The organism is Methylobacterium sp. Leaf125, assembly GCF_001423085.1.
GTDB lineage: Bacteria > Pseudomonadota > Alphaproteobacteria > Rhizobiales > Beijerinckiaceae > Methylobacterium.
On record NZ_LMNU01000034.1, the window covers coordinates 133,874 to 148,723 of the forward strand.

Below are 14,850 nucleotides of genomic sequence, written 5' to 3' on the forward strand. Positions count from 1 at the left end.
GCTCCGCTGTAGCAGATCGGATGTGTTGAACGCGAACGCAAACCTTTCGACCGGGTTTTGCGGTCGCAGGGGGGTCAGCGGACCGGACTATCCCCGCATTCCCGAGGTCACGGTAAAGAACCACGGCGGCTTCGAAGCAGCCAGCAAAGTCCTCAGTGACCGCCACCGGCGCCGGCCGCGGCCCGGGGCCGCCGGATGAAGGGCACGGCGCAGGCCATGGCCACGAACAGGAAGGTCAAGACCAGGAACACGTCGGTGAAACCCATCACCAAGCCCTGGAGGCGCACGGTGTTCATCAGGGCCTTCAGCGCCATCGCGTCGGCGTTGCCGCCGAGCACCTCGAACTGCCGGCGGGTCATCTCCAGGCGCTCGAGGACGGCGGTGTTGGTCCAGGTGAAGCGCTCGTGCAGGCGGGCGAGGTGCAGGTCCCAGCGGTCGTTCAGGACGGTGTTGATCAGCGCGAGCCCGACGGCACCGCCGAGGTTGCGGGTGAGGTTGTAGAGGCCGGAGGCGTTCTTCATGCGCGCCGGCGGCAAGGTGCCGAGGGCGATGTTGTTGATCGGGATCATGCACAGCATCAGCGAACAGCCACGCAGGATCTGCGGCACCAGGAGTTCCCAGAAGTCCCAGTCCTTGGTCAGGCCGGTGACCATCCAGGTGCCGGTGGCGAACCCGAGGAAGCCGAGCCCCATCATCAGGCGCGGATCGACCTTGCCCGAGAAGCGCCCGGCGATCGGCGCGGTGGCGAACATGCAGAGGCCGGAAACGAACATCGTCTCGCCGATCTGGAGTGCCGAGTAGCCGCGCACGCGCCCGAGATAGACCGGGTAGAGATAGGTCAGGCCGTAGAGGCCGATGCCGAGGACGAAGCTGAAGATGCAGCCGGCCGTGAAGTTGCGGTCGGAGAAGGCGCGCAGGTCGACGATGGGCTCGGCGGCCGTGAAGGCCCGCCAGAAGAAGGCGGGTCCGGCGGTCAGGCAGACGATCGCGCAGGCGAGGACCGCCTCGTCGGCGAGCCAATCGTGGTTCGGCCCTTCCTCCAGCACGTATTCGAGGCAGCCGAGCATCAGGGCCATGAACACGAGGCCGAACCAGTCGAAGCGCTTGAACAGGGCCAGATTCGGCTCGTCGAAATCGACCAGCAGGTAGGTCGACACCGTCACGAAGATGCCCGGCACGACGTTGACGAGGAACAGCCAGTGCCGGTCGAAAAGGTCGGTGAGGTATCCGCCGACGGTGGGCCCGATGGTGGGCGCGAGCGTCGCCACGAGGCCGATCATCGGCGAGACGATGGAGCGCTTCGAGGGCGGGAAGATCGTGAAGGCGGAGGCGAAGACAGTCGGGATCATGCCGCCGCCGATGAAGCCCTGCGCCGCCCGCCAGAGGATCATCTCGTTGATCGAGGTGGAGGTGGCGCACATCAGGCTCATCAGCGTGAAGCCGCCGGCCGAGATCACGAACATCCAGCGCGTGGAGACGACCCGCGACAGGAAGCCGGACAACGGGATCGAGATCACCTCGGCGATGAGGTAGCTGGTCTGCACCCAGGGGATCTCGTCGCCCGAGGCCGACAGGCCGGCCTGGATCTCGGCCAGCGAGGCCGAGACGATCTGGATGTCCAGGATCGCCATGAACATCCCGAACACCATGCAGACGAACGCCACCATGCGGCGGCGGTCCAGCGGCGGCTCGGCGGCCGGTGGGGCCGATGCCAGGGTGGCGGTCGCGGCCATCGGCGGCGCCTAGTGCCGGGAGGCCGTGCGGAGCCGGTCGTCCCCGACCGCGGTCTCGGCGCTATCGCGCGTGTCCACCCGGACGGTCACCGAAAGGCCTGGCCGCAGGATGCCCTCGCGGGCGACATCGGCCGGCACGTGGACCCGCACCGGCAGGCGCTGGACGATCTTGGTGAAGTTGCCGGTGGCATTGTCGGGCGGCAGCAGGCTGAAGACCGAGCCGGACGCGGGGGAGAACGACTCGACCTCGCCGACGATGTCGCGGTCCGGGTAGGCGTCCACCGCGATGTGCACGCGCTGGCCCGGATGCATGCGCTCGACCTGGGTCTCCTTGAAGTTCGCGTCGATGCGGACGCTCTCCAGGGGGACCAGGGCGGCGATGCGCGAACCCGGGGAGACATAGGCGCCGGCCTCCGCGGCCTTGTTGCCGATCACGCCGTCGAAGGGCGCCCGGATCGTGGTGAAGTCCAGGTCGCGCGCGGCCCTGGCTTCGGCGGTGCGCAGTTCGGCGGCGAGGCCCTCCGCCTCCTTGCCCTGCGCCCGCAGCACCTCGACATTGGCCCGCATGGCCACGAGGGAGGCCTCGGCCCCCTTCACCGCGGCCTCCGTCCGGTCGCGGTCTGCCCGCGCCTGCTCGATGCGTGCCTTGGCGACGAAATCGACCTTCTCGAGTTGCTGCTGGCGGGCATAATCGGCCGCGGCGCGGACCGCATCGGCCCGGTTGGCGTCGATCTGGGCCGAGGCCTGCAGCATCTGCGCCTGCGCGGCCTCGACCTGGCGGGCGATGCGGGCGATGGCCGCCTGCTGCGTCTCCAGCTTGTCGTGGGCGGCCTGCGCGGCGAGGCGATAATCGCCGTCGTCGATCCGGGCGATCACGTCGCCCTTGTGCATCGCCTGCCCATTCACGACCGGAACCGCCGCGAGATAGCCGGGGATCTTGGCGGCCAGGACCGAGATGTCGGCCTGGACATAGGCGTCGTCGGTGCTGACGAAGAAGCGTCCGACGGTCCACCAGGCATGCGCCTTGTAGGCGCCGCCGCCGAGGGCGGCGAGGAGCAGCGTCGCCAGGACGAACTTGCGCGTCCGCCGGGGTTTGACGCGCGCCTCACCCAGCGGCGGCACGATGACCGCCGGCGCCATCGCCTGGGCCGGGACGGCCGCCGGAGGCGCCGCCACCGTCCGTGTCTCGACAGCGTCGACCGGAACCGGCTCGGCTCGAAACCCGTCGTCCTCGCGCAAGCTCATGACTTCGATCTCATGGACGACGTTCTCACGGACTTCGATCTCATGGACTTCGATCTCATGGACTTCGATCTCATGGCATCGATCCGGTTCTTCGAAGGAGTTGACCGAACCGTTCGGTCATTTTCGGGGCCATGCACGCTGGCGCGGCCTGGGGCATTCAGATATTATGACCGAACCGTTCGGTCAATGAGGATCCACACCATGGCGACCGCAGATACCGCGCTCGATGCGCGGGAACGCACATCGGGCGAGACCGACAAGCGTCGCCAGATCCTCGACGGCGCGCGCGCGGTCTTCATGGCCTCCGGCTTCGACGGCGCCAGCATGGGCGAGATCGCCAAGGCGGCAGGCGTCTCGAAGGGGACGCTCTACGTCTACTTCGACAGCAAGGAAGCCTTGTTCGAGGATCTGGCGCTGTCCGAGAAGCGGGGTCTCGCCGAGGTGCTGTTCCGCCTCGACGCCGACGATCCCGACGTGCGCAGTGTCCTCACCCGGCTCGGGCGGAGCTACCTCGCCGAGATGATCCGGCCGGAGCACGTCACGGTGATTCGGATGGTGATCGGCGCCTGCGAGAAGTTCCCGCGCCTGGGCCAAGCCTTCTTCGAGGCCGGGCCGGTGCAGGGCACGACGCGGCTGGCCGCCTATCTCGACGCGCAGGTGGCGGCGTCGCGCCTGCGCCCGGCCGATACGAATCTCGCCGCGCGCCAGTTCCTGCAGATCTGCCAGGCCGGATTGCTGACGCGCCTGCTCTTCAACGCCGGCGACGGCGTCTCCCAGGCGGAGATCGAGCACAACGTCAGCGAGGCCGTGCGCGTGTTCCTGGCCGGCTACAGCCCCGAAGCTTGAGCCCCGGGTCAGGCCGCCGTGAGGGCCTGGCTGCTCCAGCGACGAACCTCGGCATCGATGGCCAGGGCCTCGTCGACATCCGCGGGCGCGGTCCGGTACGGGCCGGCGAAGTGCGCGCAGGCGCGCTCGACCAGGTCGGCGATGCCGTAGAAGCCGATCGCCCCCTTGATGAAGGCCGCGACCGCGATCTCGTTGGCCGCGTTCATCACCGTGGGCGCGGCGCCTCCGGCGGCGAGCGCCGCCCGGGCGATGCGCAGGCAGGGGAAGCGCGCCTCGTCGGCGGCCTCGAAGGTCAGGCTGCCGGCAGCGGCGAGGTCGAGGTGGCGACCGCGGGCGATCGTCAGGCGCTCGCCGAGACCCAGGCAATGCGCGATCGGCACCCGCATGTCCGGCATGGCGAGGCCCGCCGTCACCGCGCCGTCACGCCAGTAGACGAGGCCGTGCACGATCGATTGCGGATGGACGATGACGTCGAGGCGCTCGGGTTCGAGGGCGAACAGGTGATGCGCCTCGATCAGCTCCAGCCCCTTGTTCATCAGGGAGGCCGAATCGATGTTGATCTTCATGCCCATCGACCAGGTCGGGTGGGCGGCGGCCTCCGCGGGCGAAGCGGCGGCGATGCGCTCGCGGGTCCAGGTGCGGAACGGACCGCCCGAGGCGGTGATGGTCATCTTCGCGACGTCGTCGAGGCGGCCGTCTCCGAGGGCCTGCGCGAGGGCGTTGTGCTCGGAATCGACCGGCAGCAGGGTGGCGCCGTAGCGCTTGGCGTCGCGCATGAAGGCGTCGCCGGCGCAGACCAGGCTCTCCTTGTTGGCAAGCGCGACGGTACGGCCGAGCTTCAGCGCCGCGTGGGTCGGGCGCAGGCCGGCGGCACCGCTGACCGCCGCCACTACGATGTCGGCATCCCGGGCGACCGCCTCGAGGACGGCGCCCTCCCCGGCCCCGTTCCGGATACCGGTATGGGCCAGGGCGTCGCGCAGGGCCGGACCGGTGGATTCGTCGGCCAGGGCCACGAAATCGGGCTGCAGATTGCCGGCCAGCCGGGTGATGGCCTCGACATCGCGCCCCGCCACCAGACCGCCGATGCGGAAGCGATCGGGATGCTGCAGCAGCAGGTCGATGGTCGATTGGCCGATGGAGCCGGTGGCGCCGAGAATGGTGACGGTCAGCAACGGAAGGGTCCTTCAGGCCGCCACGAAGCGGCGGGCGATGAGATAGAAGCCGGCCAGGACGGCCACGGCGAAGAAGCCGTCGAGGCGATCCATGACCCCGCCATGGCCGGGAATGGCGCGGCCCGAATCCTTCACGCCGTAGCGGCGCTTGAGGGCGGATTCGACGAGATCCCCGGCCTGACTCAGGACGGAGGCGGTGGCGCTGATGAGGGCGACGAGGGCGAGCGAGGTGGTCGCGAGATCGCTCCAGCCATGGTCACGCGCGACCACCACCAGGGCGACGCCGGCCAGGGTGCCGGCCGCGAGGCCGCCGAGCGCTCCGGACCAGGTCTTCTTCGGGCTGACCTTCGGCATCAGCTTCGGACCGCCGAAGGTCCGGCCGGTGAAGTAGGCGATGATGTCGGTGGACCAGACCACGGCGAACATCCAGGCCGGTCCCAGGATGCCGATGGCGGGATCGTCGCGCAGGGCGGTCGGGACCAGGGCGATCACCGCCGAGCTCGCGAGGCCCGCGAGAGCCCGCCCCCGCCCGGCCCCGCCACGGGCCACGGCCGTCACGAGCACGGCCCCGACGGCACCGACCCCGAGGGTCATCCCGGGCGCCGCGTCCCCGTGCAGGCAGAGGACGAGGCCGAACAGGGTGGCGGCCGTGAGCGCCAGGACGAGGCGCCGGGGGACGACCGCGCTCATGCCGATCCACTCGGCGGCGAAGACGATCCCGGCGGCGAGCCAGATCACCGCGAAGGGCCAGCCGCCGAGGACCAGGGCCGACAGCACGACCGCGCCGAGCAGGACGGCCGAGACCAGGCGGGTCTGGAACTCACGGCTGGCGAGGAGGCCGCGCTGCGAGGCGGGTGCCGCCTCTCCGGGTGCCATGGTCAGCCGGCCTTGCCACTGAGGCCGCCGAAGCGACGATCGCGGCGGTGGTACTCGTCGACGGCGGCGCGGAAGGCGGCGTGGTCGAAATCCGGCCAGAACTCCGGCACGATCACGTATTCCGCGTAGGCGGTCTGCCAGGTGAGGAAGTTCGACAGGCGCTGCTCGCCGGAGGTGCGGATCACGAGATCCGGGTCCGGGATGCCGGTGGTGTCGAGGGCGCCCGTGAGCACGTCGAGATCGATGGCTTCGGGCGACAGCCGTCCCGCCGCCACGTCCCGGGCGAGGCTGCGGACCGCCCGCAGGATCTCCTGCCGGCCGCCGTAGTTGAAGGCCACGATCAGGGTCAGGCCGGTATTGGCCCGGGTCCGCTGCTCGGCCTCGTCGAGCAATCCGGCGATATCCGCCGGCAGTCCCTCGCGCTCACCGATGATGCGGATGCGGACGTTGTTGCCGTGGAGATCCGCCAGGTCGCGGCGGACGAAGAGCTTCATCAGGCCCATGAGGTCCGCGACTTCGGCCGGCGGCCGACGCCAGTTCTCGGACGAGAAGCTGTAGATCGTCAGGTAGCGCACACCGAGTTCGATGGCGGAGCGCACGGCGCGCCGGACCGCCTCGACGCCACGCCGATGCCCCTCGACCCGCGGGAGCCCGCGATCGGAGGCCCAGCGGCCGTTCCCATCCATGATGATGGCGACGTGCGTCGGGGGCGCCGCCAGGGCGGGCACGGGGGAGCCCGGATAGACCGCCGCAGCGTTCTCCGCCGCGCCCAGCGCGACGTCCGTGCCGTGCACCCTCGCCGTCTCGATCTGACGCGCGCCTTCTGAGCGACCCAACGCGCTTCTCCCCCAACCGTCTCTCGTGCCGATCACACGTGGTCCCGATCCCGATCCTGGATCCTAGACCTGCATGATCTCCTTCTCCTTGGCGGCGAGCACGCCGTCGATCTCGGCAATGAACTGGTCGGTGGCCTTCTGGACATCGCCGGCCTGACGCTTCTCGTCATCTTCGCTGATCGCGCCGTCCTTCTCCAGCTTCTTGAGATGGTCCAGACCGTCACGGCGGACGTGGCGGACGGCGACGCGCGCTTCCTCGGTGTACTTGTGGGCGACCTTGACCATCTCCTTGCGGCGCTGCTCGTTCATCTCGGGCACGCGCAGGCGGATGGTCTGGCCCTCGGTCTGCGGGTTCATGCCGAGGTCGGATTCGCGGATCGCCTTCTCGACGGCGGCGATCATGCCGCGGTCCCAGACCGAGATGCTGAGCAGACGGGGCTCGGGCACGCTCACCGTCGCCACCTGGGCCATGGGCATCATCGCTCCGTAGGCGTCGACCTGGATCGGATCGAGGATGCTCGGGGTCGCGCGGCCGGTCCGGAGCGATCCGAGATCACCCTTCAACGACGCCACGGCGCCCTGCATGCGACGCTTGATGTCGTTCAGGTCGAATTCTGGAATGGCTGCCATGCTGGACTATCCCGACGCGAACTTGAGGGAGTGGGTCGGGCCGCCGGGGCCCGTTCGTGGGCCTCAATGAACCAAAATCCAGTGGGTCGCAAATGGCGTTCGCGTCGTTTCGGCAGGAAACCCCCGAGCCGGGCGCGCGCGCTGCGCGCCTAGGCCTTCGCGGCACTCGCCGCGGCGGGCCCGGAGCGCTGCACGCAGTGGTTTCCCTCGACCTCGGTGAAGGCCCGGAGGAGCGCGACCGCGCCGGCGGCGGTCATCTGCGTCGGATCGAGCCGCGGCTTCGGGCCGTACCGCAGATAGAGCGTCTCGAGGGGTTCGGTGTGACCGGCATACCCCACCGTCCAGCCGCGAAAGTCGCGCTGCTCGATCGCGCGCGCCGCGACCAACACCATGCCGCTGTGGCGGCTATCCGCCGCAAGAGTCCAGAGCTGATCGGACAGGGCGACCGGGTCCCCCTCCATGGCCTGCAGGAAAAACTTTTCGTTGAAGACCAACGCACCCGTGAATCCGGATGCCCGATCGTAGCGATTGCAGGAAGCCAGGATGTCCCGGACCAGCTCGCGCATGGTCCCGCCGTGCAACGTCAGGAGGTTGTGACTGTAGAAAACAATCTGCGAAAGGGACATGGCCGCGCTCGACGACCGCCCGACCCAGTTGCTGGCGGCTCGTTACGGCAACAGATCCGAAAACTCTCAACAAACATTGAGAGCGATCGGCGGACGTCCAGGCGCGACATCCGCCGTTGTGACCGCTGGCGCAGGCGCCGTCCGGGACGGCGCCTGCGACGGTGCCTAAGGGACGACCTGGGTCGCCGGCGCCCCACCCGTCAGGATCGCCAGGATCGAACTCGGCGCGTGAACGGACCCGACGACGATCGACAGGCGGCTCTCGCGGGCGAGCGCGAAGGCGGCGGTGTCCATCACCTTGAGATCGCGTGAGATGGCCTCGTCATGGGTCAGCCGGTCGTAGCGCGTGGCGGTGGGGTCGCGGTTCGGATCGGCGGAGTAGACCCCGTCCACCTGCGTGGCCTTCAGCACGGCGTCGCAGCGCAGCTCGGCCGCCCGCAGGACGGCGGCGGTGTCCGTCGTGAAGAACGGGTTTCCGGTGCCGCCGGCGAGGACGACCACCTGGCCCTTGTCGAGATGATGCAGCGCGGGCTGGCGCGCATAGGTCTCGCAGATCGTCGGCATCGAGACCGCCGACATCGTGCGCGCCGGGACGCCCGCGGCGTTCAGGGCGGTTTCCAGGGCCAGGGAGTTCATGACCGTCGCCATCATCCCGAGGGAATCGCCGGTGGCCCGGTCGATCCAGCCGGCCGCCGAGATGCGGGCGCCGCGGATCATGTTGCCGCCGCCGACCACCAGCGCGATCTGCACCCCGGCCTCGCGGGTGCGGGCGATGTCGTCGGCGATGCCCGCCAGGGTCGGGGGATGCAGCCAGTACCCGTCGGGAGCGGCCAGCGCCTCGCCGGAGAGTTTCACGAGGACGCGGCGAAACGGTGTGGTCTCCGGCATCGAGCCAGTCCCCTCTAACCCGGCCTGGATCAGGTCGGGGAGCCAATCGGAAGCGGAGGGGTGTCTAGCCCAAGGGAGGCCGGAACGTCGAGGGGCGGCGCCATCCCTGGCACCGCCCCCCGGTGTTTTCGTAGGGATCGACGCCGATTCGACGATCGGCGCCGGTGACGTGTCAGCGCGAAAGGCTCGCGACTTCGGCCGCGAAGTCCGGCGCCTCGTCCTTCTCGATGCCCTCGCCGAGGGCGTAGCGCACGAAGGCGCTGAGCTTGACCGGCGCACCGGCCTTGCCCTCGGCCTCCTTCAGCACCTGGCTGATGGTCTTGGAGCCGTCATGCACGAAGGGCTGCTCCAGGAGGGTGACCTCCTTGTAGTAGCTCTTCAGGCCGCTCTCGACGATCTTGGCGAGCACGTTCTCGGGCTTGCCGGCGTTCTTCTCGCGCAGGATGTTGATCTCGCGGTCGAGGGTCGCCTGGTCGACGCCGGCCGCGTCGAGGGCCACCGGGTTGGTGGCGGCGACGTGCATGGCGATCTGGCGGCCGAGGGTGGAGAGCACCTCGACGTCGCCCTCGGATTCCAGCGCCACGAGCACGCCGATCTTGCCGAGGCCCTCGACCACCTGGCCGTGGACGTAGGAGGCGATCACGCCCTTGGTCACGTCGAGCTTGGCGACGCGGCGCAGGGTCATGTTCTCGCCGATGGTGGCGATGAGGTTGGCGAGGCTTTCCTTGACCGTGGTCGAGGCACCGGGGAACGTGGTGGCCTCGAGGCCTTCCAGCGTGCCGTCGGTGTTGAGCGCGAGCTTGGCGGCCTCGCGGACGAAGGCCTGGAAGCTGTCGTTGCGGGCGACGAAGTCGGTCTCGGAGTTCACCTCGACGATCGCGGCGTGATGGCCGGCGGACTCGACGGCGACCAGACCCTCGGCGGCCACGCGGCCGGCCTTCTTGGCGGCCTTGGCAAGACCCTTCTTGCGCAGCCAGTCGACGGCGGCTTCGATGTCACCATCGGTCTCGTTGAGCGCGCCCTTGCAGTCCATCATGCCCGCGCCGGTCTTTTCGCGGAGCTCTTTCACCAGTGCGGCGGTGATGTTGGCCATGGCGGGTCCTTTCCGTGTCTTGTCAGATGCGAAGCCTTCCCGAGGGAAGTCTTCTGAAGCGGACGTTTCGAGTGAAGCGAAGTCTTTTGAAGCGACTGAGCCCGGCGCTCATGAAAAGCACCGGGCTTCAGGAAGCAGTGTCCGATCTGGCGATGGCGGCTCGATGACGGGCCGCCGAAGCGGGATCAGGCGGCAGCGGCAGCCTCGACGAAGCCGCGGGCCTGGTCGACCCAGCCGTCGCGACCGATGCGGCCGTTCAGCTTCAGGTCGGCATCGACCTTGGCGATGTCGTCGGCGCTCATGGAGGCCAGCTGCCAGTAGTGATAGATGCCGGCTTCGTTGAGCTTCTGCACGATCTGCGGGCCGGCGCCGTGGAGCTTCGACAGGTCGTCGGGTGCGCCGCGGGGAGCCGAGAGCAGCTCGAAGTGCTCGGTGGACTCGACGAGGGCGGCGACGTCGGCCTGGTTGACCGAGCCCGACTCGACGGAAGTCGCCGCATCGTCGTTGGCCGGCAGCTCCTCGGCGACCGGCTCCTCGGAGGCGCCGAGATCGACGCCCATCGAGCCCTGGCCGCGCGAGATGCCGTCGATGGCGGCGCGGGCGATCAGGTCGCAGTACAGGGCGATGGCGCGGCCGGCGTCATCGTTGGCGGGGACGACGTAGGTGATGCCGTCCGGGTTGCAGTTGGTGTCGACGATGGCCGCCACCGGGATCCCGAGGCGCTGGGCCTCCTTGATCGCCAGTTGCTCCTTGTTGGTGTCGATCACGAACAGCAGGTCCGGCACGCCGCCCATGTCCTTGATGCCGCCGAGAGCCTTCTCGAGCTTGTCCTTCTCGCGGCCCAGCATCAGGCGCTCCTTCTTGGTGAGGCCCTGGGCCCCGCCGTCGAGGGTCTCGTCGACCTTGCGCAGGCGCTGGATCGAGCCCGAGATGGTCTTCCAGTTGGTCAGCATGCCGCCGAGCCAGCGGGAGTTGACGTAGTACTGGGCCGAGCGCTTGGCGGCTTCCGCGATGGTGTCGGCGGCCTGACGCTTGGTGCCGACGAACAGCACGCGGCCGCCCTTGGCGACGGTGTCGCTCACCGCCTGCAGGGCCTGGTGGAGCGCCGGCACGGTCTGGGCGAGGTCGATGATGTGGATGTTGTTGCGCGTCCCGAAGATGTAGGACTGCATCTTCGGGTTCCAGCGGTGGGCCTGGTGTCCGAAGTGGGCGCCGGCCTCGAGAAGCTGACGCATGGTGAAATCAACGGCCATGTCTTTGTACTCTCCGGTTGGTACCGCCGCGGAGGAAGCGATCGCGTCCGAGGGACGACGACCACCGGAAACGCCTCATTCAGGCATGAGGCCGGCTCCGCGTGTGGAATGGGCGGGGCCTTAACAGAGCCCGGCCGCCGAGGCAAGGTTTGCCGGCGCTGTCGCCTTCAGCGGATCGAGGCCGCGATCGCCTGCTGGATCGCCAGGATGTTGGCGCCGCGCTTCAGGGTCTTGCGGATCGGCTCGGCCCGGCCCGAAACCCAGATCGCAAGCTCGGAATCGAGGTCGAAGCTGCCCGCCGTCTCCACCGAGAACGACGTGATCGCGCGGTAGGGCACGGTCAGGTAGGAGACCTTCCGGCCGGTGATCCCCTGCTTGTCCACCAGGATCAGGCGCCGGTCCGTGAACACGATGAGGTCGCGCAGGATCCGGAAGGCGACCTGGACCGGTTCGCCCTCGGTGAGGATGCCGGCCATCTGCTCGTTGACCTCCGCCGGCGAGAGATCGCTGCCGTGGCCGAGCAGTCCATCGAGAAAACCCATCGCGCGCCGTATCCCCCTGAAGCCCCGCATCACCTATGTAGGGGCGCGTCCGCCGTTCCGTCAGGGCGCCATGCCGGCGCCTGACGCCCGCGCCTCACGCCCGCGCCCGGAGTCCGCCTCGATGTCTTCCCCCGCCTCTCGATCGCGCCGCCTCCGGCTCGGCGTCAACATCGATCACGTCGCGACCGTGCGGAACGCCCGCGGCGGCGCCGCGCCCGACCCGATTCGCGCCGCCCGCGAGGCGGTCGCGGCCGGGGCGGACGGCATCACGGCGCATCTGCGGGAGGATCGCCGGCACATCCGCGACGCCGACATGGAGACGCTGGCCCGCATCCTGACGGTGCCGCTCAATTTCGAGATGGCCGCCACCGACGCGATGATCGGGATGGCGATCCGGCTGAAGCCGCACGCCGCCTGCCTGGTGCCGGAGAAGCGCGAGGAGCGCACCACCGAGGGCGGCCTCGACATCGTCGGGGGGCACGATTCGCTCTTGCCCCGCATCGCCCGCCTGTCCGAGGCCGGCATCCGGGTCTCGCTCTTCGTCGAGCCGGACGAGGCCGTGATGGACGCGGCCCGGCGCCTCGGGGCACCGGTGGTCGAGCTTCACACCGGCAGCTACTGCGAGGCGGTGGCCGAGGGCGATGCGGGACGGACGGCCCACGAGCTCGACCGGATCACCCGGGCCGCGGCCTACGGGGCGGGTCTCGGCCTCGAGGTCCATGCCGGGCACGGCCTCGCCCTCGACAGCGTCGGTCCGGTGGCGGCGCTGCCGGAGATCGCCGAGCTGAACATCGGCCACGCGCTGATCGGCGAGGCGATCTTCGTCGGCCTGCCCCAGGCGATCCGCGACATGCGCGCCGCCATGGACGCGGCCCGGGCATGATTCTCGGCATCGGCTCTGACCTCTGCGACATCCGCCGGATCGCGAAATCGCTGGAGCGCTACGGCGAGCGCTTCACCCATCGGGTCTTCACCGACGGCGAGCGCGCCAAGTGCGAGGCCCGCGCGGCGCGGGCACCCTCCTATGCCCGCCGCTTCGCCGCCAAGGAGGCCTGCGCCAAGGCCCTGGGCACCGGCATCGCCCGGGGCGTCTTCTGGCGCGACATGGAGGTGGTGAACCTGCCCGGCGGCCGCCCGACCCTCCGCCTCACCGGAGCGGCGGCGGAACACCTCGCCGCGATGGTGCCGGCCGGCCACGTGCCGAAGCTGCACATCACCCTCACGGACGACCCGCCCATGGCGCAGGCCTTCGTGATCATCGAAGCGGTGCCGGACAGCACGCCCGGGCCTTAGCCGACAGCCCCCCTGCGTTGCGGCGCCTTTCCGCATGGTCTATGCCGCCGGTCGACCGTCAACGACGGAAGCCGCCCGGATTACGGGTGCGAGCGTCGGACCGGAGATGGCAGCCAGATGGAACGTGCCCGCGTGGACCAGCAGACGAAGCGTGACCTGAAGGCTGCTGACACCGGCACCTGGGCGAGCATCAAGGAGACGCTCAAGGTCGGCGGCCAGGCGCTGCTGATCGCGCTGGTGGTGCGCACGCTGCTGTTCCAGCCGTTCAACATCCCCTCGGGCTCGCTCGTTCCCACGCTCCTGATCGGCGATTACCTGTTCGTCTCGAAATATTCCTACGGCTACTCGAAGTACTCCCTGCCGCTGAGCGAGTACCTGCCCTTCACGGCCGACGGCCGGGTCTGGGGCGCCGAGCCCAAGCGCGGCGACATCGCCGTGTTCAAGCTGCCCAAGGACAATTCCACCGACTACATCAAGCGCGTCATCGGCCTGCCCGGCGACAAGATCCAGATGAAGGCCGGGCTGCTCTACATCAACGACGTGCCGGTGAAGCGGGAGAAGATCGCGCCCTTCGAGACCACCGGGCCGTACGGCGAGCAGGCCAAGGCCGAGCAGTACCTCGAGACCCTGCCCAACGGCGTCACCCACCGGGTGATCGAGCGCGACGGCGACAACGGTTACTGGGACAACACCGAGCCCTACACCGTGCCGCAGGGCCGTTTCTTCATGATGGGCGACAACCGCGACAACTCGACGGATTCGCGCGATCTCGCCAATGTCGGCTTCGTGCCGTTCGAGAACTTCGTCGGCCGCGCGGAGATGATCTTCTTCTCCATCGACGAAGGCACGCCGGCATGGCAGATCTGGAACTGGCCGGCGAAGGTACGCTGGAACCGGCTATTCACGACCATCCACTAGGACGTTATCCATCGTGACCGAAGAGGCGCGTCCCTCGAACCGGGCGCGGCGCGCGACCCGTCCGAAGCCCAACCTCGCGGTGCTCGAGGCGCGAATCGGTCACGTCTTCGCCGACCCGAAGCTGCTGGTCCAGGCGCTCACCCACGTGAGCAAGGCCGGCGGGAACGGCCGGCTCGGCAGCTACCAGCGCCTGGAATTCCTGGGCGATCGGGTCCTCGGCCTCGCCATCGGCGACCTGCTCTACGAGGCCTTTCCGCAGGCCGACGAGGGTGAGCTGTCGCGGCGTCTGGCCGGGCTCGTTCGGCGCGAGACCTGCGCCGCCGTCGCGACCACCTGGGACGTCGGCCCGCACCTCGCCCTCGGCCCCGGCGAGGTCCAGAGCGGCGGTCGGCGCAACCAGACCATCCTTGCGGACGTGTGCGAGTCGATCCTCGGGGCGGTCTTCCTCGATGCCGGCTACGACGTCGCCAAGGGCATCGTCAACGCGGCCTTCACCCCCGACACCGACACGGCGGCCCCCCGCGGCCGCGACGCGAAGTCGGCCCTGCAGGAATGGGCCATGGCCCGTGCCCTGCCGATCCCGTTCTACGAAGTGGTCGACCGCTCGGGGCCCGACCATGCGCCGGTGTTCCACATCGCGGTCCGCGTCGAGGGACTGGAGGCCGGCATCGGCGTCGGCCCCTCGAAGCGCCTCGCCGAGCAGGAGGCCGCCCGCCTCGTGCTGGAGCGCGAGATCACCGGCCCCGATCCCGCGCGAATCCATGATTCCTCGCAAACCAAGGAGACGTCGGCGGACGTCGCTGAAGGACATACCCCAGATGCCTGACGCCGATGTGCCGGACGACGATTTCGACGGCGACGACGATTTCGCGCCGCCACCGCTGCAGCCGCTGCCCGCG

General features: G+C 69.3%; 16 protein-coding genes. 5 read left to right on the plus strand and 11 right to left on the minus strand.

Translation table 11 applies throughout. The features are described from left to right. Positions 1 to 152: 152 nt before the first annotated feature. Positions 153 to 1,733, minus strand: coding sequence for a DHA2 family efflux MFS transporter permease subunit (locus tag ASF58_RS19075; RefSeq protein ID WP_055956124.1), 1,581 nt, complete (start codon positions 1,731 to 1,733; stop codon positions 153 to 155). A gap of 9 nt (positions 1,734 to 1,742) precedes the next feature. Next, positions 1,743 to 2,978 (minus strand): HlyD family secretion protein, encoded by a 1,236-nt coding sequence (locus ASF58_RS19080; protein ID WP_055956127.1) that lies wholly within the window; start codon positions 2,976 to 2,978, stop codon positions 1,743 to 1,745. A 201-nt stretch (positions 2,979 to 3,179) separates the two neighbouring features. Between ASF58_RS19080 and ASF58_RS19085 the strand changes: the two genes are divergently transcribed. Then, complete coding sequence (locus tag ASF58_RS19085) at positions 3,180 to 3,824, plus strand: TetR/AcrR family transcriptional regulator (RefSeq protein WP_055956130.1); 645 nt, start codon at positions 3,180 to 3,182, stop codon at positions 3,822 to 3,824. Positions 3,825 to 3,832: 8 nt separating this feature from the next. Here the strand turns inward: ASF58_RS19085 and dxr are convergent, their stop codons facing one another. From dxr to ASF58_RS19130, 9 genes are all read right to left on the minus strand, one after another. After that, the gene (gene dxr, locus ASF58_RS19090) at positions 3,833 to 4,996 is read right to left on the minus strand and encodes a 1-deoxy-D-xylulose-5-phosphate reductoisomerase (RefSeq protein WP_055956133.1); all 1,164 of its coding nucleotides are present in this window, start codon (positions 4,994 to 4,996) and stop codon (positions 3,833 to 3,835) included. A gap of 12 nt (positions 4,997 to 5,008) precedes the next feature. Then, positions 5,009 to 5,872 carry a phosphatidate cytidylyltransferase gene (locus tag ASF58_RS19095; RefSeq protein WP_055956137.1) on the minus strand — a complete coding sequence of 288 codons (864 nt, stop codon included), beginning with the start codon at positions 5,870 to 5,872 and terminating at the stop codon, positions 5,009 to 5,011. Positions 5,873 to 5,874: 2 nt separating this feature from the next. After that, positions 5,875 to 6,600 (minus strand): isoprenyl transferase, encoded by a 726-nt coding sequence (locus ASF58_RS19100; protein WP_244477410.1) that lies wholly within the window; start codon positions 6,598 to 6,600, stop codon positions 5,875 to 5,877. 171 nt (positions 6,601 to 6,771) lie between these two features. Further along, complete coding sequence (gene frr / locus ASF58_RS19105; RefSeq protein WP_055956140.1) at positions 6,772 to 7,338, minus strand: ribosome recycling factor; 567 nt, start codon at positions 7,336 to 7,338, stop codon at positions 6,772 to 6,774. A 149-nt stretch (positions 7,339 to 7,487) separates the two neighbouring features. Next, the gene (locus ASF58_RS19110; RefSeq protein ID WP_055956143.1) at positions 7,488 to 7,964 is read right to left on the minus strand and encodes a BLUF domain-containing protein; all 477 of its coding nucleotides are present in this window, start codon (positions 7,962 to 7,964) and stop codon (positions 7,488 to 7,490) included. Positions 7,965 to 8,129: 165 nt separating this feature from the next. After that, the gene (pyrH, locus tag ASF58_RS19115) at positions 8,130 to 8,852 is read right to left on the minus strand and encodes a UMP kinase (RefSeq protein ID WP_055956146.1); all 723 of its coding nucleotides are present in this window, start codon (positions 8,850 to 8,852) and stop codon (positions 8,130 to 8,132) included. A gap of 172 nt (positions 8,853 to 9,024) precedes the next feature. Then, on the minus strand, positions 9,025 to 9,945 hold the full coding sequence (gene tsf / locus ASF58_RS19120) for a translation elongation factor Ts (RefSeq protein WP_055956149.1): 921 nt from the start codon (positions 9,943 to 9,945) through the stop codon (positions 9,025 to 9,027). A gap of 185 nt (positions 9,946 to 10,130) precedes the next feature. Continuing rightward, a complete protein-coding gene (locus tag ASF58_RS19125; RefSeq protein ID WP_055956152.1) occupies positions 10,131 to 11,198 on the minus strand; it encodes a 30S ribosomal protein S2 in 1,068 nt (355 codons plus the stop codon). A gap of 167 nt (positions 11,199 to 11,365) precedes the next feature. Then, positions 11,366 to 11,740, minus strand: coding sequence for a PH domain-containing protein (locus ASF58_RS19130; RefSeq protein ID WP_055956155.1), 375 nt, complete (start codon positions 11,738 to 11,740; stop codon positions 11,366 to 11,368). A 121-nt stretch (positions 11,741 to 11,861) separates the two neighbouring features. Between ASF58_RS19130 and ASF58_RS19135 the strand changes: the two genes are divergently transcribed. The 4 genes from ASF58_RS19135 (at position 11,862) to rnc (ending at position 14,777) form a co-directional block, all read left to right on the plus strand. Beyond that, positions 11,862 to 12,623 carry a pyridoxine 5'-phosphate synthase gene (locus ASF58_RS19135; protein ID WP_055956158.1) on the plus strand — a complete coding sequence of 254 codons (762 nt, stop codon included), beginning with the start codon at positions 11,862 to 11,864 and terminating at the stop codon, positions 12,621 to 12,623. Next, positions 12,620 to 13,033 (plus strand): holo-ACP synthase, encoded by a 414-nt coding sequence (acpS, locus tag ASF58_RS19140; protein WP_055956162.1) that lies wholly within the window; start codon positions 12,620 to 12,622, stop codon positions 13,031 to 13,033. The genes ASF58_RS19135 and acpS overlap by 4 nt, the downstream gene beginning before the upstream one ends. Positions 13,034 to 13,150: 117 nt before the next feature. Further along, complete coding sequence (gene lepB, locus ASF58_RS19145; RefSeq protein ID WP_055956165.1) at positions 13,151 to 13,951, plus strand: signal peptidase I; 801 nt, start codon at positions 13,151 to 13,153, stop codon at positions 13,949 to 13,951. A 13-nt stretch (positions 13,952 to 13,964) separates the two neighbouring features. Next, positions 13,965 to 14,777 carry a ribonuclease III gene (gene rnc / locus ASF58_RS19150; protein WP_055956167.1) on the plus strand — a complete coding sequence of 271 codons (813 nt, stop codon included), beginning with the start codon at positions 13,965 to 13,967 and terminating at the stop codon, positions 14,775 to 14,777. Positions 14,778 to 14,850 lie beyond the last annotated feature (73 nt).

Bases quoted from the DNA above. Each gene is read 5' to 3' on its own strand.
- ASF58_RS19130 (WP_055956155.1), bottom strand. From the start codon at position 11,740: ATGGGTTTTCTCGATGGACTGCTCGGCCACGGCAGCGATCTCTCGCCG.
- ASF58_RS19085 (WP_055956130.1), top strand. From the start codon at position 3,180: ATGGCGACCGCAGATACCGCGCTCGATGCGCGGGAACGCACATCGGGC.
- frr (WP_055956140.1), bottom strand. From the start codon at position 7,338: ATGGCAGCCATTCCAGAATTCGACCTGAACGACATCAAGCGTCGCATG.
- ASF58_RS19135 (WP_055956158.1), top strand. From the start codon at position 11,862: ATGTCTTCCCCCGCCTCTCGATCGCGCCGCCTCCGGCTCGGCGTCAAC.
- ASF58_RS19110 (WP_055956143.1), bottom strand. From the start codon at position 7,964: ATGTCCCTTTCGCAGATTGTTTTCTACAGTCACAACCTCCTGACGTTG.
- ASF58_RS19075 (WP_055956124.1), bottom strand. From the start codon at position 1,733: ATGGCCGCGACCGCCACCCTGGCATCGGCCCCACCGGCCGCCGAGCCG.
- ASF58_RS19095 (WP_055956137.1), bottom strand. From the start codon at position 5,872: ATGGCACCCGGAGAGGCGGCACCCGCCTCGCAGCGCGGCCTCCTCGCC.
- acpS (WP_055956162.1), top strand. From the start codon at position 12,620: ATGATTCTCGGCATCGGCTCTGACCTCTGCGACATCCGCCGGATCGCG.
- ASF58_RS19125 (WP_055956152.1), bottom strand. From the start codon at position 11,198: ATGGCCGTTGATTTCACCATGCGTCAGCTTCTCGAGGCCGGCGCCCAC.
- lepB (WP_055956165.1), top strand. From the start codon at position 13,151: ATGGAACGTGCCCGCGTGGACCAGCAGACGAAGCGTGACCTGAAGGCT.
- pyrH (WP_055956146.1), bottom strand. From the start codon at position 8,852: ATGCCGGAGACCACACCGTTTCGCCGCGTCCTCGTGAAACTCTCCGGC.
- ASF58_RS19080 (WP_055956127.1), bottom strand. From the start codon at position 2,978: ATGAGCTTGCGCGAGGACGACGGGTTTCGAGCCGAGCCGGTTCCGGTC.
- tsf (WP_055956149.1), bottom strand. From the start codon at position 9,945: ATGGCCAACATCACCGCCGCACTGGTGAAAGAGCTCCGCGAAAAGACC.